Source organism: Prochlorococcus sp. MIT 0916 (genome assembly GCF_047305155.1).
GTDB lineage: Bacteria > Cyanobacteriota > Cyanobacteriia > PCC-6307 > Cyanobiaceae > Prochlorococcus_B.
Genome location: NZ_CP138980.1, coordinates 32,657 through 55,709 on the forward strand (window position 1 = coordinate 32,657; position 23,053 = coordinate 55,709).

Genomic DNA, 23,053 nt, shown 5'->3' on the forward strand with positions numbered 1-23,053 from the left:
CCTACCAATTCTCTCAGGACATTGTGATTCATGGAAGTAAATGACTAATAGTTAAAGGTAATCCACAATGTTTCTGCCACCTATCAACCGTATTTGCTAAAAGCATTGTCACTGTCATAGGCCCTACACCGCCAGGGACAGGGGAATAAGCAGCTACTTTATCTTCAATTTCAAATATCTTTACATCTCCACAAAGTGTGGTTTTTTTACTTTCTTTTAAGTTGTTTTGATCTGGCGGAAGTCTATGAATACCTACATCAACAACGACGCAATTATCGCTTACATGATTTTTCCCAATCAGATAGGGCTTGCCAGCTGCTACTACTAATAAATCAGCCTGCCTAGTCAATGAAGGTAAATCTTTAGTCCTTGAATGAGCAATTGTCACAGTGGCATTTGCAGCTTCGAGCATTAAGGCCATTGGCTTGCCCACCAGAATGCTTCTTCCAACTACTACTGCTCTTTTTCCTTCTAATTTGATTTGGTTTCGCTCAAGCAGAGCCATAACTCCTGCAGGTGTACATGACCTTGGGCCTTTTTCACCCTTTATTAATCGTCCGAGGTTCAAAGGGTGTAATCCATCAGCATCTTTGTCAGGATCAATACAGCTAAGTAAGGAATCCTCCTCAAGATGCGAAGGTAATGGAAGTTGCAATAAAATTCCATCAACATTCTTATCTTGATTTAAGCTTTTAATTATTTTTCTAAGTTCTTCCAATGAAATATCCTCTTTTAAATGCTTTGCAAAACTTTTAACACCTATTCGATCGCATGCTTTTTCTTTGTAATTGACATAAACTCCACTTGCAGGATCGTTGCCAACCCTTAGAACAGCAAGACCAGGGGGACGTTTCACAATTTCCAATCCAGATTCGATAGTCTGTTGAAGTATTAGTTCAATCTCCTGAGCAAGTTTTTTTCCATCTAAAATGTTTGGCATAAATAAAATGAATTCAATTTCAATTAATCAACTCATTAAACCTAGCGTTAGGCGTAGGTAAAAAAATCTGTGGCTAAATTACCAAGTCCAGAAAAAATTTGGAGAATATGGTTGGGGAGTCAATCTCCTAGACGCCCCATACTTCGCTGGTCAGCCACTGACAAGTTAGGTTTATTGATGGTTTGCCTATTAGTAGCAATATTTTCAAGTTATAAGTTACTTGCTGTTCCCGATCTAAAACCAGGAGATATCGCTCAATCCAATGTAATAGCCCCTGCAGATGCATTAGTTCTAGATACGCAAGCATTAAAAGATAAGAGAAATGGCTTAAAAGAAACTTTCATCCAAGTTATCGATGAGGATCAATCTAATAATTTAGAAAAGATTGTTTTAAATAAAATCAAAAAACTTCGTAGCTTAAAAGATACTAATTTACAAATAGGTAAGGATAAAATCAATCTAACTAGTTCAGAAAAAAGTTGGCTAGTTAATGTTTCTAAGATTGAATGGGCAGTATGGGAGACAGAGATCAAAAAAACATCAGAGAAAATGCTTTCTCAAGGAATTATAGATACACTTGCACTTGATCAATTAAAAGAAGCTTCATCTCTACAACTAGTAGATCTAGGAAAAAAAGACTCTCCAAATAGAACATTAGGTGTAAAAATATTGTCGAGTAGTTTTTATCGAAAAAGCAACTTAAAAATTGATTCCTCAAAAACAAATCTATTACTTGAAGATTTAATTAATAAAGATGAAATAAACAAAATAAAAGTTTTAGAAGGTAGCTTAATATCAAAAAAAGGCGTAAAAATTAGTTCTCAGGATTTTGACGTTCTCGAACATTTTAATAAAGTAAGTCGAAGTGCTAGGCCAGTAAAGTGGTTAATAACTTTCTCAGAATCTTTGGGGAGTTGTGGATTGCTTCTTATGATTATGAGAAGAGAAAATCCTAAGCTCCAGGCTAGGCATGGTTTACTTTCTTTAACTTTATTATTTGTAGTTCAATTAACAAAAGATTGGTTAGGTCCACTAGCAAGCCCAATGCAATTAATATTACCTCCAACACTCCTTCTTTCACAAGGGATAGGTACAACGACATCATTAGTCTGGATGGCTACTGCTAGTTTAATTTGGCCAACTTCGCTTGATGCATCAGGCGAAGTTAGATTAATAATTGCTTGTATCGCTGCTTCATTCATAGCACTTTTAGGCAGAAGAATGAGAAGCCGGGCACAAGTTCTTCAAATAGCTATATTTATACCTTTTGGTGCACTATTAGGACAATGGTTTATTTTTAATCAAGTGATTAATGAGAAAAATATAGAATTTAACAATCTATCTTTTGACCCTAATTCTCTTTTCAATGAGACACTAATTATAAGTGCAATGCTTATGGTAACAATATTAATTGTACCAATACTAGAAAATACATTTGGTTTACTTACTAGAGCAAGATTAATGGAGCTTGCTGATCAAGAACGTCCGTTACTTCGCCGATTATCTAGAGAAGCGCCAGGGACATTTGAGCATACATTAACAATTTTAAGTCTCGCAGAGGAAGGAGCAAGAGTGATTGGAGCTGATGTTGACTTAATAAGAACTGGTGCTCTTTATCATGATGTTGGGAAACTACATGCTCCTAATTGGTTTATTGAAAATCAAAAAGATGGTAGAAACCCACATGAAGAAATCAAAAACCCATACAAAAGTGCCGACGTTCTTCAAGCCCATGTAGATGAAGGATTAAAGCTTGCAAGAAGATATCGACTTCCATCACCGATTGCTGATTTCATCCCTGAACATCAAGGTACTTTAAAAATGGGTTATTTCCTTCATAAAGCTAGAGAAAGTGATCCTTCTGCATCTGAAAAACGATTTAGGTATAAAGGACCAATTCCTCATTCAAAAGAGACTGGCATCCTTATGCTTGCAGATGGTTGCGAAGCCGCATTAAGAGCGCTTGACGCTTCCTCTTCTGATATAGATGCGTGCCAAACTGTTAGAAAAATAATTCAATCCCGACAGGTTGATGGCCAATTAAAAGAAAGTAGTTTAACGAGAGCAGAAATAGAAATAATAGTTAGGGCTTTTGTCTCTGTGTGGAGGAGGATGAGACACAGAAGATTGCAATATCCAAGCTTTAATTCAAGGTAAAAACTATTAAAAAAGTACTGAAATTATAGATCAAGTTAAAGCCTAATTCGCCTATGACCTCTTCTGCACCAATAGAGTAATGCTAATAAATTAAGAAAAGCAATAAGCAAAGATAAACCACTAATACCAAAAAGATCATTTACTTTAATTAGTCTTACAATTCCATATGGCAAGGTCCCTGAAAGAGTCATGGATAAAGCAACTATCGACAAAACCACACCCCATGATCTTTGAGCAAATAGACCTCCTGAAGCAACAATCCCAGTTATTGAGGCTGGCCACGCAAGACTAATAGCAAGAGTGATATTGGCAACTTGAAGAGGAGGGCCTGACCCGACAACATAGGCAATAAAAGGAATTGCAAGTGTATTTGAGATCAAACCAAACCAAGTAAGAGTCCAATATCCGCGCATTCCTGAACCCATCTTTAAAAAAATATTCTCTTAATTAAAATCATAAGATTGATACTAATAATTTATTTACGCGAATGAAGTTTGCAAACAATTAGATGGATAACAAACAGTTCTCCAAGTTCCATTTCCTGCAAGCACTTGAACACCTATACCTCTATCTTTAATTTTGCAACTTAATCCTTGTCCACTGCACCAAACCTTTGCTGCAAAAAGTGCTGCATCAATACTTTCATAAGGCGCGTCTAGAACATGATGAGGAGCTCCATCAAGTCCAGTGAGTCGGTAGAGATTTCTTTTAAAAGCCATCTATGTGCGCCTATCAAATCGTCACAACACATTTTAATCTGTTAATAATGGATTAAAGCTATTTTTCTAAAAAAATTTACGGAGTCCTATTGAATATATTGAAAAAAAATAGATAGAACAAATCAAGAAGCAATTAACCCGATTTTTTATTTACCTTAGCTAAATCATGTTGTGGATGAATGGAGTTTCTTCCCTCAGCAGCTACTAGTCTATTGAGAGCATTTATGTATGCTTGGGCGGCCGCAACGACAACATCAGTATCAGCGGAATGGCCAGAGAACAGCTTCCCATCTCTTCTTATGCGAATGGTAACTTCACCTAAGGCATCTATTCCTTCAGTAACAGACTTCACGGAGAATTCAATTAATTCATTAGGTTCTTCAGTTAGAGAATCCAAAGCTCGTACTACTGCATCAACAGGACCTGTTCCTAGAGAGACAGAGGTCTTTTCCTCTTCATCTTTTCCAACAACAGTTACTGTTGCAGTAGGCATTAGAGATGTTCCACAACTTACTTGCACCAATTTCAATTGGAACAAAGCTTCTGGTAGTTGAACTTGTTCACTAACAATGGCCTCTAAATCACGATCTGTTATCTCTCTTTTTCTATCAGCCAAGTCTTTAAATCTAGCGAAAGCATCATTAAGATCTTCTCTATTCAAATCATATCCTAGGTCCTCTAACCTAGCTCTAACCGCACTCCTGCCACTCAATTTTCCTAAAGATATTTTATTGTCAGACAATCCAACTGTTTTTGCATCGATAATTTCATAGGTCAGTCTATTTTTCAATACTCCATCTTGATGTATTCCTGATTCATGAGCAAAAGCATTTGCTCCAACAATTGCTTTATTTGGTTGGACTACCATACCAGTTAAATTTGAAACCAAGCGAGAGGACTTAGTTATCTCCTCTGTCCTAACTGCTGTTAAGGGGGTTGGAGATTCTGGGGGCCGGCCAAAGAATGGATTAAAATATGATCTTCTTACATGAAGAGCCATAATCAATTCCTCTAAAGCTGCATTACCTGCTCTCTCTCCAATTCCGTTAATGGTACATTCAAGTTGCCTGGCTCCATTTTTTACAGCCTCAAGGAAGTTTGCCACAGCCAGGCCTAAGTCGTTGTGACCATGAACCGAGAGGACTGCTTCACTAATATTTGGAACATTTTTATTGATATTTAATATTAAATCCCCAAATTCAGAAGGAGTTGTATAACCAACTGTATCTGGAATATTTATAGTGTTTGCCCCTGAAGAAATTGCTAATTCGATTACTTCATATAAAAAATCTAAATCACTTCTTGCGGCATCCTCACAGGAGAATTCAACATCTTCAACAAAACCTTTAGCATAGCTGACCATGTCTGGAACAATATCAAGAACTTCTTTTCTGGTTTTCCTTAATTTATGTTCAAGATGTATGTCACTAGTTGCGATGAAGGTGTGAATCCTTTTTTTTGGAGCAGGAGAAATCGAATCAGCACAAGCTTTAATGTCAGGTTTTGAGGCTCTTGAAAGTCCGCAAATAATAGGTCCTTCTTCACCACCAACTTGCTCAGCTATTTTCTGAACTGCCGCAAAATCTCCAGGGCTAGCAAAAGGAAATCCTGCCTCAATTACATCTACACCTAATCTTGCTAATTGTTGAGCTATGGCTAACTTTTCTTCTAAATTAAGACTCGCACCAGGCGACTGTTCTCCATCCCTTAAGGTGGTATCAAAAATCAAAACTCGGCCTGGATCTTTGGCCATAGAATGAAATATATAAAATAATTAGACCTTTTAGAGATCTACAAGAATTATTATGATTGTAGTATATTTATTTAAGTTTTCTACAAAGACTATTGATTTTTCACTAATTTAGTTGATCTTTATTATATTTTTTATTTATTGAATTTAAAGCAGAAGATTTAATTTCAAATTTTTTTTAAAGAATCTAAGTAATAAATAAAAAATTAATTATTTTTGAGTATCTAATTTAACTAGATTGAGGTCATAACTTAAAGTTTATCTTTTCTCGTGCTGCGAAAGAGTATAAGTATCCAAAGATCAAGTCCAACAATCTGGGAATTTTAATGACTAAAGGCAATCTCGCCATAGTCCTACACGCCCATCTACCTTACGTGAGATCAGAAGAGCCTGGATCCCTAGAGGAAGATTGGTTCTTTCAAGCCCTCGTGGAATGTTATTTACCGCTTTTAGAGACGCTGGAAGAAGCCTTGAGATCAAAAGATCAAGAACCAAAAATCACCATAGGATTATCGCCTACTTTACTTTCGCTTTTGGAAGATGAAGTATTAAAAAATCGCTTTGAAAAATGGGTAGCTATTAGGTTAGAAGTTCTCAATACATCAGAGACAGAATGCATAAAAGCAACACTTCATCTAAGAGATCATTTAAAACGTCAATTAGATAGCTGGAAGAACTGTAGAGGTGATCTAATAGGAAGATTTAAGAAATTAGAAACATCAGAAGTTATTGATATTCTCACTTGTGCAGCTACTCATGGATATCTTCCACTTTTAAGAGAAAACCCTGAGGCAGTAAGAGCTCAATTAAAAACTGCCGTAAGAGAACATCAACGCCTTTTCATGAAATCTCCATTGGGTATCTGGTTGCCCGAATGTGCCTATTATGAAGGCTTAGATGAATTAATGGCTGAATCAGGTCTTAGATATGCAGTCCTTGATGGTCATGGTTTATTAAATGCAGATCCAAGGCCAAGATATGGTCTATATGCTCCTATTTGCACTAGAAGAGGAGTAGCTTTTTTTGGTAGAGATAGTGAATCAACTCTTCCCGTCTGGTCAGCTAAGGATGGATATCCAGGTAATCCAAACTATCGAGAATTCCATAGAGACTTGGGCTGGGATTTACCAATAGAGGAGCTAAGAAAGATTGGAATTAATGAAAAAAGGCCACTAGGAATTAAATTATTTAAAATTTCATCTAAAAATACATCTTTAGAAAAAAAACAACCTTATGACCCACAAGCTGCAACAGAAAGTGTTGAAAAAGATGCCGAAAATTATTTAAAGGAAAGAAAAAAACAACTTATTAGACTTGAAGAATCAATGCAAATCGAGCCATTATTAATCGCTCCTTTTGATGCAGAACTTTTTGGTCATTGGTGGTTTGAAGGACCAAAATTCCTATCCAATTTATTTATCCAGTCAAAAAAGGAAGGTATCAAATTAATTACCTTAAAAGAGGCTCTTAAAGTAAAACCCCAAATCCAATTATGCAATCCTTCTCCTTCTAGTTGGGGACAAGGTGGCTTTCATAACTATTGGTTAAACAAGTCCAATGCATGGATCGTTAATGAATGGAGTAAAGCTGGAAGAGAAATGATAAGTTCCTGTTCAGAAGGATTAATAGAAGAATCTAATATCAAAATTATAAAGCAGGCTGGAAGAGAACTTCTATTATCTCAATCTTCAGATTGGAGTTTCATTCTCAAGGCAGGAACTACTACCGAACTTGCAAGGGAAAGAATAAATTTGCATCTAAAAAGATTTTGGATGCTAATAAATACAATTAAAAACAAATCAATTATTAATTCCAACCTTCTAGAGGAAATAGAAAAAGAAGATTGTATCTTTCCTTTAATATCACCCATAGATTGGAAAAAGAAAACCTAATTTTTTTCTTTCCTTTTTTTTATCAACCCAATCATTCCCAATCTAACTTTGAAAGGAGCAATAGAAAATAATTTGAGCATCACAATAAATAATCTTGGCAGAGGAAGAGTATTAGTTAAATATCCATACCAATCTTTTTTAGGTAATTTAAAAAAAGTATCAAAAAAGATTCTTAATAGGGCTTCGTCAAAACTCATTAGTCTTTCAAGTCCAAACTGATAAAGGTGATGTCTTTGAACTAATTCAGTCGTCCAAAGAGTTTTCCATCCTCTTCTAGCTATCTGAGATGTAGGCATGAGAGGATCCTTTTTGATTACTTTTGCAATCTCTTTTGCTAATGAGGGTGCTCTTCTTAAAAGGGATCCGACAAGATATCCCGACGCAGGATGAACCATACTGGCCGATCCACCAAAGGCCAAAAGAGGTTGATCTCGATAAGGCAATGGCAAATTCATAGGGAAAAGACAATGTTCTTCATGGATTATTTCCTCAATTTGAATACCTTTATTAGATAGTCGTGAATGTAATCTTGCTTTTAATGATTCAAAGGAAACTGGAGGTGCACAAGCCAAAGACGTTTCTTCTACAAAATAACTCCCGTCTCCCAGGTCCATAGCATAAAGAAAAGAAGGTGGCTCCTCCAATTCGTTTGAATTTAAATGGTCTGGTCTAAAATCCATCAATACAAAACGATTCTTCTCCACAGGGGCAGAACTAAATTTTCCAACCACCCCATAGGCAGCCTGCTTAGCTATATGATCACGCTTAGGCCTTTTAATAAAAGGGGTTTTGTGACCACTTGCATCAATAACGAGCCTGGCAAAATATTTTTTTCCAGAAGTGCAAATAACAACCGTTTCTCTTTCACTAAAATCAATATTTTTGACAGTTTCTACTTGCCAATCAAGTCCATCACATCTATCAAGAAGAGCCTCCTGAAAATTAATTGAATTAAAAAGGCCGTAATCAAGATAATGATTCGAACAAGTATTACCCTTTGTGCTTAGTCCATCTCCAAAGAAGCTCACTGTATCTTTCCATCTATATTTCAATAATTCCTGCATATTTAAAGACTCAAGTTCAGAGGCCCAAATCCCATAAGTATTTGGCCAAGGTTCTAAAGGAGACTTTGAAGCTATTGCCTGAACATTAAGTCCTTGTTGAACCAACTCAGCAGTGATACTAAGTGCAGCTGGTCCTGCTCCCATAACTAATACATCAGCAGAATTATTCAATTTCAATTTTTTGACGTTGGATCAGCATTAATTGATTCCTTTGTTGTAGATAAGTCTTTTTCTTCATCATTGATTTGTTCTGGAGGAACTAAAACAACTTCCGACAACTTATCGCCATTATCAAGCTTTTGAATTCTTACCCCAGTTGCAGCTCTAGATTGTTGAGAGATTTTATCGGCACTAGTTCTTACAATTACTCCTCTTTCACTAACTAATAATAATTCTTCTCCTTTACCAAGAACCCTTAAACCTACAAGCTCATCTCCATCTTTTCTAAATTTTATTGCTCTTAAACCCATTCCCGCTCTTTTTTGCAAGCGAAATTGTGTCACAGGGACTCTTTTCCCTAGTCCGCTTCCTGAGGCAACAAGTACCCATGGGCCTTCAGATTCTGATGATTCATCCTGTAGTTCTTCTTCTTCACTTTTATCAACATGATCAGCCAACTCAGTAGATAAAACATCCATACTTACAAGAGAATCTCCAGACTTAAGATTCATTGACTTAACCCCTCTTGCTGATCTGCCCAAAGGACGTAATTCAGAATCATTTAATCTGAAATGAATTGTCATTCCATTTTTGGAACCAATCAAAACACTATCTCCAGACTCAGCTAATCGAACCCAAGTCAAAGCATCCCCATCTTCTAAACCTATTGCAATTAATCCATTTGCTCTAATCTTGCTGAAAGCTGAAAGAGGTGTCCTTTTTATATATCCTCCCCTAGTAAGCATCAATAAATAGTTTTCATCATCAAAAGAACTCACAGAAAGCAATGAAGTAATAGCTTCTTCCCGTGGAATTGGAAGCAATTGAACAATAGGAGTACCTTTTGCAGTTCTACTACATTCAGGAACTCTGTAAGCAGGCATAGCATAAGCAACGCCTCTATCACTAAAAAGAAGGAGGCTGTCATGATCATTACAACTAATAAATTTTTTCACCTCTTCCTCTCCTTGGCTTCGCGTTCCTGCTTTACCTCTAGTACCTCGACTAGTTGCTTCAAATTCATTAACAGGCATCCTTTTTAAATATCCTGTCTCAGTCAACAAAACCACTGATCTTTCATTCGCAATTAAATCAATATCCTCAAGGCCACCTCCAAGATCAAGAATTTCTGTTCTTCTTGGGGTATTATATTTTTCTTTTATTTCGTTTAATTCTATTTTTGTTATTTCAAATACTCTTTCTTTTTTATTTAAAATATCTTTTAAATCTATTATTTTTCTAACTAAATCCTCATGTTCAAGTCTTATCTTATCTGCCTCCAAAGCTGTCAGTCTTCTTAACTGCATCTGCAAAATAGCATCAGACTGAATATCTGTTAGACCATGCAGTTCTTGTAATTTCTGTTTAGCAGTAGCCGAATCAGATGCTGATCTAATAAGTCTAATAATTTCATCTAGCTGATCTAAAGCTAGTAACAATCCTAATAATATGTGATCTCTACTTTCTGCCTTCTTTAAAAGATATTTAGTTCGTTTTTCAATTGTATCTACCCTAAAATCTAAAAATACTTGCAACATCTTTCTAAGTGACAATATAACAGGCTCGCCATTAACTAATGCCAGCATATTTGCACTGAAATTAGTCTGTAATGGAGTGAGTTTAAATAAATTATTTAAAACCACTTGAGGATATGAATCTCTTCTTAATTCAACAACAATTCTCATTCCATCTCTATCACTTTCATCTCTTATATCTGCTATACCTTCAAGTTTTTTATCATTGACCATATCAGCGATGCGTTCTATTAATCCTGCTTTATTTGTTTGATAAGGAAGTTCAGTAATTATTACTGCGTCCCTATCTGGTCTCCCTGGATTTACAATAGTTTCTATTTCAGCAACTCCACGCATTGTGATTGAACCTCTACCAGAAAGATATGTTTCCTTAATTCCACTTCTGCCAAGTATCTGACCTCCAGTAGGAAAATCTGGACCTTTGATTATGTTCATCAACTCTATTTCTTCTAATTCAGGATTAGAAATTAAAGCCATCAATCCATCAATCAATTCAACCAAGTTATGAGGAGGTATGTTGGTTGCCATACCTACAGCTATTCCAGACGAACCATTTAATAACAATTGAGGAATTCTTGCGGGCAAAACTGTTGGTTCTTGTACAGATCCATCAAAGTTATCTGCGAAATCAACAGTTTCTGATTCAATATCTTCAAGCAAGCTATCAGTAGTTAAAGATTGCAATCTGGATTCGGTATATCTCATTGCAGCAGGAGGATCATTATCTATAGATCCAAAATTCCCATGCCCATCAATCAGAGGCATCTGCATGGAAAAATCTTGCGCCATTCTGACCAAAGCGTCATAAACGGCGGTATCACCATGAGGATGGAATTTACCTAAAACTTCTCCAACCACACGTGCGCATTTTCTGTATGGCCTATCACTAGTCAGTCCTAATTCATACATCGCATAGAGAATCCTTCGATGTACTGGCTTCAGACCATCTCTCGAGTCAGGCAAAGCTCTTCCTACAATCACACTCATCGCGTATTCCAAATAGGAGCGCGACATCTCGTTTCTTAAATCAGTCTGAATGATCCGATCGTCGGATTCCCCGGGACCAGCACTATTAGGTCCCAATGGATCAGCCATATATGAGGGTTTTACCAATTATAAGAACATCTGAGCATTAATAAACCTTTTAAAGTGAATTACCATACATCTGAAAGTAAATCACCTCTAAGAAAATCAACAATTACAAAAACATGATATGAATTTTCCTAAAAGCATTACCTAAAAATCTAATCAATAAGAAAAACAAGCAAAATCTTGATTATCTATTCCCGACATTTGCTCAATTTGGCACTTCAGTTGGTAGTTTGACGAGAAGTTACAAAATTTAGGTGTGAATATTCAACTAGGACGCACCAAAACTGTTCGAAGAGCCTATGGAATTGATGAAATTGCATTAGTTCCAGGCGGAAGAACAGTTGACCCTGAAATCACGAAAACCAACTGGGAAATAGGTGGAATCAAAAGAGATATTCCAATAATTGCAAGTGCAATGGATGGCGTTGTAGATGTAAACATGGCAGTTGCCCTTTCAAAATTAGGTGCCATAGGTGTTTTAAATCTAGAAGGAGTTCAAACTAGATATGAAGATCCAGAAGAAGTGCTAACCAAAATCCAATCAATTGGAAAAGAGGAGTTTGTTCCTTTAATGCAAGAAATATATAAGAAACCGATAAAAGAAGAATTAATTTTAAAAAGAATTCAAGAAATAAAAAAAAGAGGAGGTATTGCTGCTGTAAGCGGAACCCCATTAGCAGCAATTAAGTATAGAGATTTAATTAAAGACTCAAGTGCAGACTTATTTTTTCTACAGGCAACAGTAGTTTCTACAGAACATCTTGGCAAAGAAGGAAGCCAAAATCTTGACCTTTTTGATCTTTGCACAAACATTGGGTTACCTGTGGCAGTAGGCAATTGTGTTACCTATGAAGTTTCTTTAAAGCTAATGAGAGCTGGAGCAGCAGCAGTAATGGTAGGAATCGGACCAGGGGCAGCATGTACCTCAAGAGGAGTATTAGGTGTTGGTATCCCTCAAGCAACTGCCATATCTGATTGCGCTGCAGCAAGGGATGATTTCCAAAAAGAAAGTGGGAAATATGTTCCAATTATTGCTGATGGTGGAATTATCACTGGTGGGGATATTTGCAAATGCATAGCTTGTGGTGCCGACTCAGTAATGATTGGCTCCCCAATAGCAAGATCTCAGGAAGCACCTGGGAAAGGTTTTCATTGGGGTATGGCAACTCCTAGTCCCGTTTTGCCTAGAGGAACAAGGATTAAAGTTGGAACGACAGGAAATTTAAAAAGTATTATTTGTGGCCCTGCAATTCTTGATGATGGAACCCATAATCTGCTAGGGGCAATTAAAACCTCTATGGGAACTCTAGGAGCTACAAATATCAAAGAAATGCAGAAAGTCGAAGTCGTTGTTGCACCTTCTTTGTTAACAGAGGGCAAGGTTTACCAAAAAGCACAACAACTTGGAATGGGAAAATAAAGATACCGAAAAATTTCATAATTAAATACAATCGCTAGAGTTGAGTAGTGAGAGCCTTTGCTCTCACACTCCTCACACACAAAAACACCCGACTTGCTCGGGTTTTTCTTATTCAAGGAACGCAACTCAATATTCAAACTTCGTTTAAAAATGGCAGAAAAACTTTTTATATGCAAAATACAATTGTTATGATTTAGTCCTTAAGACTTCTAAGGTATGTCCACAGCTTCTGCAGTAACTGATTCCTCTTTTGAACAAGAAGTCCTCCAGAGCGACGTGCCAGTTTTGGTTGACTTTTGGGCACCATGGTGCGGTCCATGCAGAATGGTTGCTCCAATTGTTGAAGAGATCTCAAAAGATTTCGAAGGCAAAATAAAAGTTTTCAAATTAAACACTGATGAAAACCCCAATGTTGCTAGTCAATATGGGATAAGAAGCATACCAACTTTAATGATTTTCAAAGGAGGGCAAAAAGTTGATACTGTCGTTGGAGCCGTTCCAAAAGCAACTTTGTCTGGAACAATATCCAAACATCTTTAATTACAAATTCTAGATTTATTTTTAAAGATCTTTTAAATAATTTCAAGGTAGAACAATTGGCAAAAATTGGATTAATAGATTATGGAATGGGTAATCTTTTTTCCGTCCAACAAGCATTTAAAAGGGTTAATCAACCTTTAGATATTATTTGTGACATCAAAGCGCTAAGGTCTTGTGATGCTTTAATTCTTCCTGGAGTAGGTGCTTTTGACCCTGCCATGAATAACTTAAGAAAAACTGATTTAATCCCTTCAATTACTGACTGGGTTAATAATGGCAAACCACTTATTGGTATTTGTTTAGGATTACAGCTTTTATTTGAGAATAGTGATGAAGGATATTCAAAAGGTTTAGGAGTTATAAAAGGGAATATTCGTAAATTACCTCTAGAAGAAAATGAGCGAATACCTCATATTGGCTGGTCTCCAATTTACAAAACAAACAATTGTCCTATCTTAGAAGATTATCCTAATTCTAATTGGATGTATTTCGTTCATTCATACTCAGCATGTCCTGTAGAACAGAAAAACACCGTGGCTACATCAAAATTTGGTAATACTGACTTTTCTTCAATAGTTTGGCATAAAAATACTGGTGCCTTTCAGTTTCATCCCGAAAAATCTGGTATTGCAGGACAAAAACTTATTTTTAGTTGGATTAATTGGTTGAAAAAAACAAAATTTTAGATTGAAAGGAAAACTAAAACTAATTTCTGGGAAAAGGATAGAAAGTCCTTTAAACCAAAAGACAAGGCCTACCTCCTCGATAGTAAGAGAGGCAATAATTAACATTATTGGGAACAAACTTGAAGGAGCCAGTTGGCTTGATCTTTGTAGTGGAAGTGGAGCAATGGCATGTGAGGCTCTTCAAAAAGGTGTAAAAAGAATTCTTGCAATAGAAAAGCAGAGAGAAACCGCAAAAATTTGCAAAAGGAACCTTATCGATGTCTCAAATACAATGAATCATTCATTACATGTTGAAGTAATATGCAATGAATTGATCTCATTTCTTAAAAAAGGTCTAAAAAACAAAAAAATTAAATTTATTAAAGATTATCCAACTTCTGAATATAAATTTGATTTTGTTTTTCTTGATCCTCCATACGAGTCTGGATTATATGAAACTTCTCAACAACTTTTATTGTCAAAGCAATGGATTAAAGAATCATCTACTTTGATTTGCGAATGCTCGTCAAAATCAATGCCAAGGATACATAATGGTTGGAAATTAGATAAAGAGAAATACTATGGAAACACCTCTCTTCTTTTTCTTATTCCCAATCAGGCATTGAACTGCTACGACGATACTGATTCCATGCACTAACAAAAAGGCCTAACAATGTTATGGGAACTAGTCCAAGAACAATCCCACATAAGAGAGGCTCAATCATTGGCTCGCGTTTTTAATGATTTCCAGTAACAATTCTTTCATGTCAAAGAGGTTTTAGTGAATACTCCGTCATCAAAAGCATTAATTAATAAGGACCAAAAGATTAGCACTTGGCGAATATTCATATTATCTACTGCCACAGTCGCCTTCCTTATCCTTTTTTGGACCATGGGAAGTTTTAAGCAAGATCCTTTTGTAACTGAAACTTTATCTATTCAAGGTGAAGCTTTATCTGGGAGCAAATTATTCAAAATAAATTGTGTCGGTTGCCATGGGATTTCTGCCCAAGGTTTTGTAGGCCCTGATCTACATGAAGCTACCCAAGAAATGAATGATAAAAAGATTATTAATCAAGTTATTCGAGGATTGACTCCACCAATGCCAAGTTTTGAAATCGAACCAAAATCAATGGCTGATCTTTTGGCATATATGCACTCTCTAAATTAATTGTGGCTAATAAGAAAACTCTTAAAATAGTACTTGTTGAACCGGCAGGGACAATCAATATTGGGAGCATTGCAAGATTATGTGAAAACTTTAGTGTTCATGAATTAAGACTAGTTTCTCCAAAGTGTGATTTTTTAGCTCAAGAAGCAAAACGTATGGCTGTTAGAGGGATAAATATTTTAAATAACGCAAAAACATACGAAGATCTAAATTCAGCACTTTCAGACTGTTCAAGAATAATTGCTACCTGCGGAAGAAGAGAACATGGAGAAATTCCACTTACGTCTAATAAAGAAGCTTTGTGCTGGGCTCTTAAATCAGAAAGAGATGAAACAATAGCTTTGGTTTTCGGGAGAGAAGATCGAGGTTTGTCTAACGAAGAGCTTCTTAAAGCAAATAAAGTGATCAGTCTTAATACAAGTGAGAGTTATCCATCATTAAATCTTTCCCATGCAGTCGCAATTGTTCTTCATCAATTCAATCAATTTAATGAAATTGATTTATTAAAACCTAATAAAAAAATAAGCTATCCTGCGAATTTAATTAAACTAGAAGATTGTATTAATGATGCAGGTAGTCTTTTGCTTGACATTGGTTTCTTAATGAAACATACATATAATGCCAAAATGGCGAAAATCAAACAATTGCTTATAAGAAGTGAAATAAAAGATGATGAAGTTGCACTAATCAGAGGAATAATTAGCCAAGCAAGATGGAAAATTAAAAATAAAAATGATTAATTAAAATAACAAGCTACAATAAATAGCAAAGATTTATATTCTTTGATTTCAAAGTGAACAATCGACTCAAAGTACTAACGAATATAATTTTAACCAGTATAGGTTTATCAATTTTACTTGGCAGTTTACTAAAGATTGTTGGTCCGATTAATCAAAACTATAAAATAAACAAAAAAATTAATTTCATAGAAAAATCAAGGAGATCAGTTAAAAAAGAATTACTAATTAAAAAATCTAATTTATCATTATTTTATAATAATAAATTAGGCAAATTTGAAAGACTAGAAAAGCTAATTAATAGATGGGAAAATCTTATAATTAAAAATCCAGATCTATATGTAAGTGCTTTTTTTATATCATTAGATGATCTATTCTATGCAGAAATTAATTCTGATATTAAGCTATCTGCAGCAAGTAGTATCAAGGTCCCTATTCTAATAGTTTTACTTACAATGATAGAGAATGAAGAAATATTTTGGAATGAAAAATTGATACTTACAGAAGATACAATTGGTAGCGGTTCGGGATGGATGGCATACCGAGAAATTGGCGAGGTGTTTCCTGTTTATGAAGTAGCATCTGAAATGATTAGAGTTAGTGATAACACAGCAACTAATTTACTAATAAAACGATTGGGAGGAATCAAAATAGTTAATCAGAAATTCAAAGAACTTGGATTAAAAAATACACAAATAAATAACTATCTTCCTGATCTCGATGGAACAAATCTTACATCAACCAAGGATCTATCTTTAGCATTGGCTCTTGTAGATAACGGTTATCTATTAAATGTTAGATCTAGAGATATTTTTAGAGAAATAATGGGGACATCAAAAACAAATACATTAATACCCTCTGGGCTTTTAAGAGGTCTTGGGAAAGAGTCAAAAGACGCTGACTATTATCTTGCATTAAAAGGTTACTTAGTTCATAACAAAACTGGTGATATTGGAATCTCATATTCAGATACAGCTCTAATACAAACTCCCCATAACTCAAGGGCATTCGCAAGTTTTATAGTCAAAGGTCCATTTAACGATCCAAGATCACCTGAGTTGATAAGAAATTTATCAGCGGAATTAATCCCTTTTTTAGTCCTAGAGCAAAAATCAAGTAATCCAAATTAGATTTTTTACTGGTTTAAATAAACTTTTGATTTTCATTATCATTTTTTTTTTGAACTTTATCAAACTAAAGTGGCCTACTTGTGAAACAATCTTGTTAATAGTACTAAGAAAGTGAGTTCAACTAGAAAACGCAGAGTTTTTCCATTCACTTCAGTCATTGGACAGGAGGAAATGAAGCTAGCACTTCTTTTAAATGTTATAGACCCTAGAATTGGCGGTGTAATGATAATGGGTGATAGAGGCACGGGGAAGTCCACTACCATAAGAGCACTGGCAGACCTTTTACCTGCTATTCAAGTCGTAGAAGGAGATCCTTATAACAGCTCACTTGATGATCCTGATCTTCAAAGCAATGATGTCAGGGAGAAAATAGACAGTGGTTGCGACATTCAAAAAGGCGAGAAACAAGTTCCTATGGTTGATCTACCATTAGGTGCTACTGAGGATAGACTTTGCGGGACTATTGATATTGAAAAGGCCTTGAGTGAGGGTGTTAGAGCTTTTGAACCAGGACTTCTAGCGAAAGCGAATAGAGGATTGCTTTATGTTGACGAAGTCAACTTGCTAGATGATCACCTTGTTGACGTACTTCTAGATTCTGCTGCGTCAGGATGGAATACTGTTGAACGTGAAGGAATTTCGGTTAGACATCCCGCAAGGTTTGTACTTATTGGTTCAGGTAACCCTGAGGAAGGAGAATTAAGGCCACAATTACTTGATCGTTTTGGCATGAGTGTAGAAGTGAGAACCGTAAGGGAAGCAAAACTTCGTGTTCAAGTTGTTGATCAGCGCACAGCTTTTGACAATGATCCTGAATCTTTTAGCGAATCTGTTCAATCTCATCAAGACTCGCTTCAACAAAAAGTGGTTGATGCTCAAGCTTTACTTAACGAGGTTTCTATAGATGAAGATCTCAGACTAAAAATTTCAGCAGTTTGTGGTGAACTTGATGTCGATGGACTTAGAGGAGATATTGTTACAAATAGAGCAGCTAGAGCCCTTGCTGCCTTTGAAAGAAGAAAAGAAGTAACTGAAGAAGATATTGCTCGCGTAGTGTCTACAGCTTTAAGGCATAGACTTAGGAAAGATCCTCTTGAACAAGTTGATTCTGGAGATAGAGTAATAAAAGCTTTTTGCAAAGTATTTGAAAGAAATGAAACTAATGATCTATCTGAATTTGAACTAGCTACAACCAACTAAGTGAGAATAATAGGAATAGACCCAGGGCTAGCAAGAGTAGGTTATGGAATTATTGAGGAAATTGAAGGAAAAAAAGTAATGTTGGATTGTGGAATTATAGAGACAAAATCAACACAAAAAGAAGAAAAAAGACTTGTAGAAATTTCAAATGATTTAAGCTCAATAATAAGCAAATGGGAGCCAAATCATGCAGCAGTTGAAAAGTTTTTTTTCTACCGGTCTAGTACAACAATAAGTGTTGTTCAGGCTCGCGGAGTGATAATGATGACCTTAGGAAAGCATGATCTTCCTATTCAAGAGTTTCCACCAATGCAAATAAAACTTGCTGTAACTGGTTATGGTCATTCAGATAAATGTGAGGTTTTAAATTCTGTAATGCATGAACTTAGTATAACTTCACCGCCAAAACCTGATGATGCTGCAGATGCACTAGCCATTGCACTTACCGGAATTTATCTTCAATAATTAAATCTATAGTTAAGATATATTATTCATGAAGAATTTGAAAGGTGATATTAAATCAATAAAAGAAATTAAAAGAAAGGAATATAAATTAATCCGTAATTCTAATTCATCCTTAATAAATGAGAAAATTAAATTGAATGTCAAATCAACATTAAATATACTTTTGAATAAATATCATCTTGAAGGAAAATATATAGGTATTTACTGGCCATTAAAAGGTGAAGTCGACATCAGATTTATTAAAGATATTAATAATCAAAAAGTAGCTTTACCTTCGAGTTCTAAAAGCAAAGGTATTAACTATCATCATTGGTCAAATAGTCCGCTAGATATAGATTCGAACAATATTCCCGCACCAATAGACGAAATTCCTATTAACCCTAATAATATTTCTATACTATTTGTCCCCGCAATAGCTATTGATCAAGAAGGGTATAGATTAGGTTATGGGGGCGGATACTTTGATCGTCTTAGACAAAGAGATTCGTGGTTTTCAATACCATCATTTGTAGTCATCAGTAATAATTGCATATCTAAAAAACCATTACCTAGAGACAGATGGGACGTTCCATTTAATGGTTGGATTAGCGAAAAAGGTCTACATCAAATTGAAGCACCTAAATAATTAGTTAAACTTTAGGATATACAAATTGCTTGAACTGAAGAGGTGACTGAAATCGAAGAAAAATCTTTCATCAATACTTACGGGAGTGATTCATTAGATAATCTTATAGAACGTCTGCAATCAACCTCGGATCCCAAAAGGCGCTATGAATATATTTTATGGCTAGCTAAAAGTTTGCCTTTACTAACTGAAGATCTTCGCCTGGAAACTACTAAGGTAAAAGGATGCATTTCAGAAGTGTATGTTCTTGGAATTCTTTTGAATGGAAAAATTCAATGGAAAGGATATTCAGATGCTCTCATAACAAAAGGATTGCTAGCTTTTCTAATAAAAGGTTTGAATGATTTAACACCTTTTGAAGTACTCTCTATACATGAAAAATTTATTGAGATGACTGGACTAAGCAAAAGCTTGACACCATCGAGAGCAAATGGATTTCTAAACATATTCCTAAAAATGAAAGCCCAAGCAAAAAATCTATCACTATCTAGCGCTGAGAATGAATAAATAGCATTCAAACAAAATTATCACCTTATAGAAACATGAAAAAAGTTGGCATCGGTTTACTTGGTCTAGGAACTGTTGGTCAGGGTGTTGCAAATATCATTAGTAGCCCTAATGACAGACATCCACTGGTTGGAGAACTTGAAGTTGTCGGAATTGCAGTAAGGAATCTCCAAAAGAAACGAGGAATATCCATCCCAGATTCAATACTTACAACAAACCCAATTGAAATAGTAAACAACCCCAATATTCAAATAGTAGTTGAAGTAATGGGTGGTATTGAGCCAGCAAAATCATTAATTATCCAAGCCATAAGAGCAGGCAAATCTGTTGTAACTGCCAACAAAGCAGTAATTGCAAGACATGGTGAAGAGATTTCAAATGAAGCAAAAGCCGCTGGGGTTTATGTCCTCATTGAAGCCGCAGTAGGAGGAGGAATACCTATCATTGAGCCTCTAAAGCAATCATTAGGAGGAAATCAGATAACTAAAGTAAGCGGAATAATAAATGGGACAACTAATTACATCCTCTCCAGAATGGATAAAGAAGGAGCTAATTATGAGGATGTTTTAAAAGATGCCCAAGCGCTTGGATATGCAGAAAGTGATCCAGCAGCAGATGTCGAAGGGGCCGACGCAGCTGACAAAATTGCAATTCTAAGTGGCCTTGCCTTTGGTGGAGCAATTAATCGGTCTTGCATACCAACAACTGGAATAAATCTCCTAGAAGGAATAGATGTTAATTATGCAAGAAAGTTAGGATATGGAATCAAGCTGTTAGCAATATCCGAGAAAGGCGAAATCCAATCAAAAGGCGAAAATAGTCAACCATTATCTGTTTGGGTTGAGCCCACATTGGTACCTGAAGACAATCCCTTGGCAGGGGTAAATGGAGTGAATAATGCAATCCTTGTAGAAGGAAATCCCATTGGCCAAGTGATGTTTTTTGGACCAGGTGCAGGATCCGGTCCAACTGCATCAGCTGTTGTTGCCGACATACTTAATATTGCAGGTATTCAGTCTATGAGTGAAGACAAAATTTTGAACTTAGACCCTCTTCTTTCAGCAAAAGGTTGGAGAAGTTGTCACTTAGCAGAAAAGAAACAAATAACCAAAAAGAATTATATACGACTAATTGCGGAAGATAGTCCAGGAGTAATTGGAGAAATAGGAACTATTTTTGGAAAGAAAAGAATATCTATTGAATCAATTGTGCAATTTGATGCAACAAACAAAGAAGCAGAGATAGTAGTTATTACTCATAAGATTAAACAAGGTCAACTTGAAGAGGCTCTTTTAGATATAGAAAACTTGCCAAAGGTTAAGAGGATTGCGTCAACCATGGGTTGCCTTTAGCTAACGAAAACTAGTCAAATCGAAATTAAGTTGCTAATTATATAAATAGAACAAAGGAAATTTTTTCTTAAATTTCTTTTCGAAGCTAAACCATGAAAACATCCAGAACCTTAATTGATAAAGAGAGAAAAGAAATAAAAAAAAATATTAATCAAGGAGATTGTGTTCATATAAAGAATCAAGAGGAACTTTTTCAAGTACTAGGCATAGATAATGCTTATGAAAAATGTTGGGTTAGAGAATGGCCACTTAACCCTAACGGATCACCAGTGTTCGAAATATCAATTAAACAAGTATCTCCTAATCAATAAATATTTTTATCAGTCAGAAATTATTATAGAATTGTGTACTAAATGTTAAAACTGAATTATATAAAAAATATCTTCCGATTCTCAGGTCTTCTCTTAATAATCTTCCAGTTATCTTGCGCTCAATATAAGAAAAGAGAAAATATTATTGTTGCAAGTGCAGGTAAAATTGAATCCCTTGATCCTGCTCAAGCAAATACTCTGAGGACACTACAAATTTTAAGCGCCCTTGGAGATACTTTATACAAAATAGATAAGGAAGGAAATCTTTTACCAAGCTTAGCTAAAGAGTTACCAAAAGTAAGTAAGAATGGTTTGCTTATAGATATTCCATTAAAAGAAAATATTTATTTCCATGATGGAAGTATTTTTAATGCAGAAGCAATGGCATTTAGTCTTAATCGCTTCATGAAGATAGGAACTTTAAATTACCTATTAAATGAAAAGATAGAAGACATTGAAGTAAAAGATGAATTTCTTCTAAGAATAAAATTAAAAAAGCCTTCTAGTTCCTTAAAAAGCCTTTTAACATCCGTAAATTTAACCCCAGTATCACCTAATGCATATTCAAATTACAAAGATAATTTCAATAATAAAACTTTTATAGGAACTGGACCTTACTTCTTAGAAAGTTTCAGAGCAAGTCAACAAATAATCAAGCCATTCAAAAATTATTGGGGGGAAAAACCTCTTAATAAAGGTATTGACTTTATTAATTACAATAATTCTAGTACTCTTTTTGGGGCTATAAAAACAAAAGAAGTTGATGTCCTGATCTCAAATTCTATAGATGATATGCAACGATTAACATTAAATAATATGGTCAATAAAGGAAAAATAAACTCAGGAGAAGGTGATCCAATAGAGATAGGATATATTACATTTAAAAGTAATGAATCACCTTTAAAAAACAGAAAAATCAGGGAAGCTCTTTCATACTCAATTGATAGAGAACTAATTAGTCAACAAGTTAGTTTTGGAACAAGAGAACCTTTAAGATCAATAGTCCCTCCTCAATTAAAGAAAAACGAATTTTCCCCATGGCCAAAATATAATCCTAATATTTCAAGATCTTTGTTGAAAGAAGAAGGATATTGCGAAACAGATATTCTCTCTATTCCATTAACATTTAGATCTAATGTGCCTGCTGATAAATTACTTGCACTTACATGGAAAGATCAAATCAAAAGAGATTTATCTAATTGTATAGAAATAACTTTAAATGGAATTGAGTCAACCACAGTTTACAAACAACTTTCCGAAGGGGCTTTTGAGGCAGTTATATTAGATTGGACTGGAGCATATCCTGACCCAGAAGCATACTTAACCCCCTTATTAAGTTGTAATGAAATAAATAATAAATCTTGCCTTAAGGGCGAAGCTGTATTTAGTGGTAGTTTTTGGGGTGATAATGAAATACAAGAACTCTTAGAGAAAAGTGAAGAACTAGAAGGAGAAAGTAGATTGAAGAATTTAATAAAAGTCGAGCAACTTGCAGCACAAGGAAGTGCCTACTTACCAATCTGGCTTGTTAATCCTAAAGCTTGGTCTTTAAAAGATATAAGTCAACCAGAATTCTCAAGCGATGGATTAATCATTCTAAAAAACCTAAAAAGAAACTAATT

At 35.2% G+C, this 23,053-nt stretch carries 23 protein-coding genes; 16 read left to right on the plus strand and 7 right to left on the minus strand.

Annotation, left to right across the window (positions count from 1 at the left end; translation table 11 throughout):
• Nucleotides 1-28: 28 nt before the first annotated feature.
• Nucleotides 29-940, minus strand: a complete 912-nt coding sequence (gene folD / locus SIB53_RS00150) for a bifunctional methylenetetrahydrofolate dehydrogenase/methenyltetrahydrofolate cyclohydrolase FolD (protein ID WP_413678233.1) — start codon at nucleotides 938-940, stop codon at nucleotides 29-31.
• Between the two features lie 69 nt (nucleotides 941-1,009).
• Here folD and SIB53_RS00155 point away from each other — a divergent pair, with 69 nt between their 5' ends.
• On the plus strand, nucleotides 1,010-3,097 hold the full coding sequence (locus tag SIB53_RS00155; RefSeq protein ID WP_413678234.1) for an HDIG domain-containing metalloprotein: 2,088 nt from the start codon (nucleotides 1,010-1,012) through the stop codon (nucleotides 3,095-3,097).
• 35 nt (nucleotides 3,098-3,132) lie between these two features.
• On the opposite strand, the gene SIB53_RS00160 is transcribed toward SIB53_RS00155, so the two are convergent.
• The 3 genes from SIB53_RS00160 to SIB53_RS00170 form a co-directional block, all read right to left on the minus strand.
• Nucleotides 3,133-3,522 carry a hypothetical protein gene (locus tag SIB53_RS00160; protein WP_413678235.1) on the minus strand — a complete coding sequence of 130 codons (390 nt, stop codon included), beginning with the start codon at nucleotides 3,520-3,522 and terminating at the stop codon, nucleotides 3,133-3,135.
• Nucleotides 3,523-3,576: 54 nt separating this feature from the next.
• Nucleotides 3,577-3,816, minus strand: coding sequence for a hypothetical protein (locus SIB53_RS00165; protein ID WP_413678236.1), 240 nt, complete (start codon nucleotides 3,814-3,816; stop codon nucleotides 3,577-3,579).
• A gap of 133 nt (nucleotides 3,817-3,949) precedes the next feature.
• Complete coding sequence (locus SIB53_RS00170) at nucleotides 3,950-5,569, minus strand: 2-isopropylmalate synthase (protein WP_413678237.1); 1,620 nt, start codon at nucleotides 5,567-5,569, stop codon at nucleotides 3,950-3,952.
• A 323-nt stretch (nucleotides 5,570-5,892) separates the two neighbouring features.
• On the opposite strand from SIB53_RS00170, the gene SIB53_RS00175 reads away from it, so the two are divergent.
• On the plus strand, nucleotides 5,893-7,458 hold the full coding sequence (locus tag SIB53_RS00175) for a glycoside hydrolase family 57 protein (RefSeq protein WP_413678238.1): 1,566 nt from the start codon (nucleotides 5,893-5,895) through the stop codon (nucleotides 7,456-7,458).
• Here the strand turns inward: SIB53_RS00175 and crtL are convergent.
• Both crtL and gyrA read right to left on the minus strand, forming a co-directional pair.
• Nucleotides 7,455-8,699, minus strand: coding sequence for a lycopene beta cyclase (gene crtL / locus SIB53_RS00180; RefSeq protein ID WP_413678239.1), 1,245 nt, complete (start codon nucleotides 8,697-8,699; stop codon nucleotides 7,455-7,457). The two genes, SIB53_RS00175 and crtL, sit on opposite strands and share 4 nt — an antisense overlap.
• Nucleotides 8,696-11,311, minus strand: coding sequence for a DNA gyrase subunit A (gyrA, locus tag SIB53_RS00185; protein WP_413678240.1), 2,616 nt, complete (start codon nucleotides 11,309-11,311; stop codon nucleotides 8,696-8,698). Before gyrA ends, crtL begins: the two co-directional genes overlap by 4 nt.
• Nucleotides 11,312-11,564: 253 nt before the next feature.
• On the opposite strand from gyrA, the gene SIB53_RS00190 reads away from it, so the two are divergent.
• The 4 genes from SIB53_RS00190 to rsmD all read left to right on the plus strand — a co-directional run bounded on the left by SIB53_RS00190 (nucleotide 11,565) and on the right by rsmD (nucleotide 14,591).
• Nucleotides 11,565-12,728, plus strand: a complete 1,164-nt coding sequence (locus tag SIB53_RS00190) for a GuaB3 family IMP dehydrogenase-related protein (protein WP_413678241.1) — start codon at nucleotides 11,565-11,567, stop codon at nucleotides 12,726-12,728.
• Between the two features lie 216 nt (nucleotides 12,729-12,944).
• The gene (gene trxA, locus SIB53_RS00195; protein WP_038653576.1) at nucleotides 12,945-13,268 is read left to right on the plus strand and encodes a thioredoxin; all 324 of its coding nucleotides are present in this window, start codon (nucleotides 12,945-12,947) and stop codon (nucleotides 13,266-13,268) included.
• Between the two features lie 56 nt (nucleotides 13,269-13,324).
• Nucleotides 13,325-13,954, plus strand: coding sequence for an imidazole glycerol phosphate synthase subunit HisH (gene hisH, locus SIB53_RS00200; RefSeq protein ID WP_413678242.1), 630 nt, complete (start codon nucleotides 13,325-13,327; stop codon nucleotides 13,952-13,954).
• Between the two features lies 1 nt (nucleotide 13,955).
• Complete coding sequence (rsmD, locus tag SIB53_RS00205) at nucleotides 13,956-14,591, plus strand: 16S rRNA (guanine(966)-N(2))-methyltransferase RsmD (protein ID WP_413678243.1); 636 nt, start codon at nucleotides 13,956-13,958, stop codon at nucleotides 14,589-14,591.
• Here rsmD and petG read toward each other — a convergent pair.
• On the minus strand, nucleotides 14,539-14,658 hold the full coding sequence (gene petG / locus SIB53_RS00210; RefSeq protein WP_011294783.1) for a cytochrome b6-f complex subunit V: 120 nt from the start codon (nucleotides 14,656-14,658) through the stop codon (nucleotides 14,539-14,541). The genes rsmD and petG overlap by 53 nt on opposite strands.
• 56 nt (nucleotides 14,659-14,714) lie before the next feature.
• Here petG and SIB53_RS00215 point away from each other — a divergent pair, with 56 nt between their 5' ends.
• The 10 genes from SIB53_RS00215 (at nucleotide 14,715) to SIB53_RS00260 (ending at nucleotide 23,051) form a co-directional block, all read left to right on the plus strand.
• Entirely contained in the window at nucleotides 14,715-15,104 is a 390-nt protein-coding gene (locus SIB53_RS00215; protein ID WP_413678244.1) for a c-type cytochrome, read from the plus strand.
• A gap of 2 nt (nucleotides 15,105-15,106) precedes the next feature.
• Nucleotides 15,107-15,844, plus strand: coding sequence for an RNA methyltransferase (locus SIB53_RS00220; RefSeq protein WP_413678245.1), 738 nt, complete (start codon nucleotides 15,107-15,109; stop codon nucleotides 15,842-15,844).
• Nucleotides 15,845-15,897: 53 nt separating this feature from the next.
• A complete protein-coding gene (locus SIB53_RS00225) occupies nucleotides 15,898-16,971 on the plus strand; it encodes a serine hydrolase (RefSeq protein WP_413678246.1) in 1,074 nt (357 codons plus the stop codon).
• 111 nt (nucleotides 16,972-17,082) lie between these two features.
• The gene (gene bchI / locus SIB53_RS00230; RefSeq protein WP_413678247.1) at nucleotides 17,083-18,171 is read left to right on the plus strand and encodes a magnesium chelatase ATPase subunit I; all 1,089 of its coding nucleotides are present in this window, start codon (nucleotides 17,083-17,085) and stop codon (nucleotides 18,169-18,171) included.
• Nucleotides 18,172-18,636, plus strand: a complete 465-nt coding sequence (gene ruvC / locus SIB53_RS00235; protein WP_413678248.1) for a crossover junction endodeoxyribonuclease RuvC — start codon at nucleotides 18,172-18,174, stop codon at nucleotides 18,634-18,636.
• A 28-nt stretch (nucleotides 18,637-18,664) separates the two neighbouring features.
• Nucleotides 18,665-19,261, plus strand: coding sequence for a 5-formyltetrahydrofolate cyclo-ligase (locus tag SIB53_RS00240; protein WP_413678249.1), 597 nt, complete (start codon nucleotides 18,665-18,667; stop codon nucleotides 19,259-19,261).
• 42 nt (nucleotides 19,262-19,303) lie between these two features.
• Entirely contained in the window at nucleotides 19,304-19,768 is a 465-nt protein-coding gene (locus SIB53_RS00245; protein ID WP_413678250.1) for a SufE family protein, read from the plus strand.
• Between the two features lie 35 nt (nucleotides 19,769-19,803).
• The gene (locus tag SIB53_RS00250) at nucleotides 19,804-21,120 is read left to right on the plus strand and encodes a homoserine dehydrogenase (protein ID WP_413678251.1); all 1,317 of its coding nucleotides are present in this window, start codon (nucleotides 19,804-19,806) and stop codon (nucleotides 21,118-21,120) included.
• 92 nt (nucleotides 21,121-21,212) lie between these two features.
• Nucleotides 21,213-21,431, plus strand: a complete 219-nt coding sequence (locus tag SIB53_RS00255; RefSeq protein ID WP_413678252.1) for a hypothetical protein — start codon at nucleotides 21,213-21,215, stop codon at nucleotides 21,429-21,431.
• A gap of 42 nt (nucleotides 21,432-21,473) precedes the next feature.
• Complete coding sequence (locus SIB53_RS00260) at nucleotides 21,474-23,051, plus strand: ABC transporter substrate-binding protein (RefSeq protein ID WP_413678253.1); 1,578 nt, start codon at nucleotides 21,474-21,476, stop codon at nucleotides 23,049-23,051.
• The last annotated feature ends 2 nt before the right edge of the window (nucleotides 23,052-23,053 follow it).

Coding starts and splice junctions, on each gene's coding strand:
- folD (WP_413678233.1), bottom strand. CDS start 940: ATGCCAAACATTTTAGATGGAAAAAAACTTGCTCAGGAGATTGAACTA.
- SIB53_RS00160 (WP_413678235.1), bottom strand. CDS start 3,522: ATGGGTTCAGGAATGCGCGGATATTGGACTCTTACTTGGTTTGGTTTG.
- SIB53_RS00165 (WP_413678236.1), bottom strand. CDS start 3,816: ATGGCTTTTAAAAGAAATCTCTACCGACTCACTGGACTTGATGGAGCT.
- SIB53_RS00170 (WP_413678237.1), bottom strand. CDS start 5,569: ATGGCCAAAGATCCAGGCCGAGTTTTGATTTTTGATACCACCTTAAGG.
- SIB53_RS00175 (WP_413678238.1), top strand. CDS start 5,893: ATGACTAAAGGCAATCTCGCCATAGTCCTACACGCCCATCTACCTTAC.
- gyrA (WP_413678240.1), bottom strand. CDS start 11,311: ATGGCTGATCCATTGGGACCTAATAGTGCTGGTCCCGGGGAATCCGAC.
- trxA (WP_038653576.1), top strand. CDS start 12,945: ATGTCCACAGCTTCTGCAGTAACTGATTCCTCTTTTGAACAAGAAGTC.
- petG (WP_011294783.1), bottom strand. CDS start 14,658: ATGATTGAGCCTCTCTTATGTGGGATTGTTCTTGGACTAGTTCCCATA.
- SIB53_RS00240 (WP_413678249.1), top strand. CDS start 18,665: ATGAAGAATTTGAAAGGTGATATTAAATCAATAAAAGAAATTAAAAGA.
- SIB53_RS00250 (WP_413678251.1), top strand. CDS start 19,804: ATGAAAAAAGTTGGCATCGGTTTACTTGGTCTAGGAACTGTTGGTCAG.
- SIB53_RS00255 (WP_413678252.1), top strand. CDS start 21,213: ATGAAAACATCCAGAACCTTAATTGATAAAGAGAGAAAAGAAATAAAA.
- SIB53_RS00260 (WP_413678253.1), top strand. CDS start 21,474: ATGTTAAAACTGAATTATATAAAAAATATCTTCCGATTCTCAGGTCTT.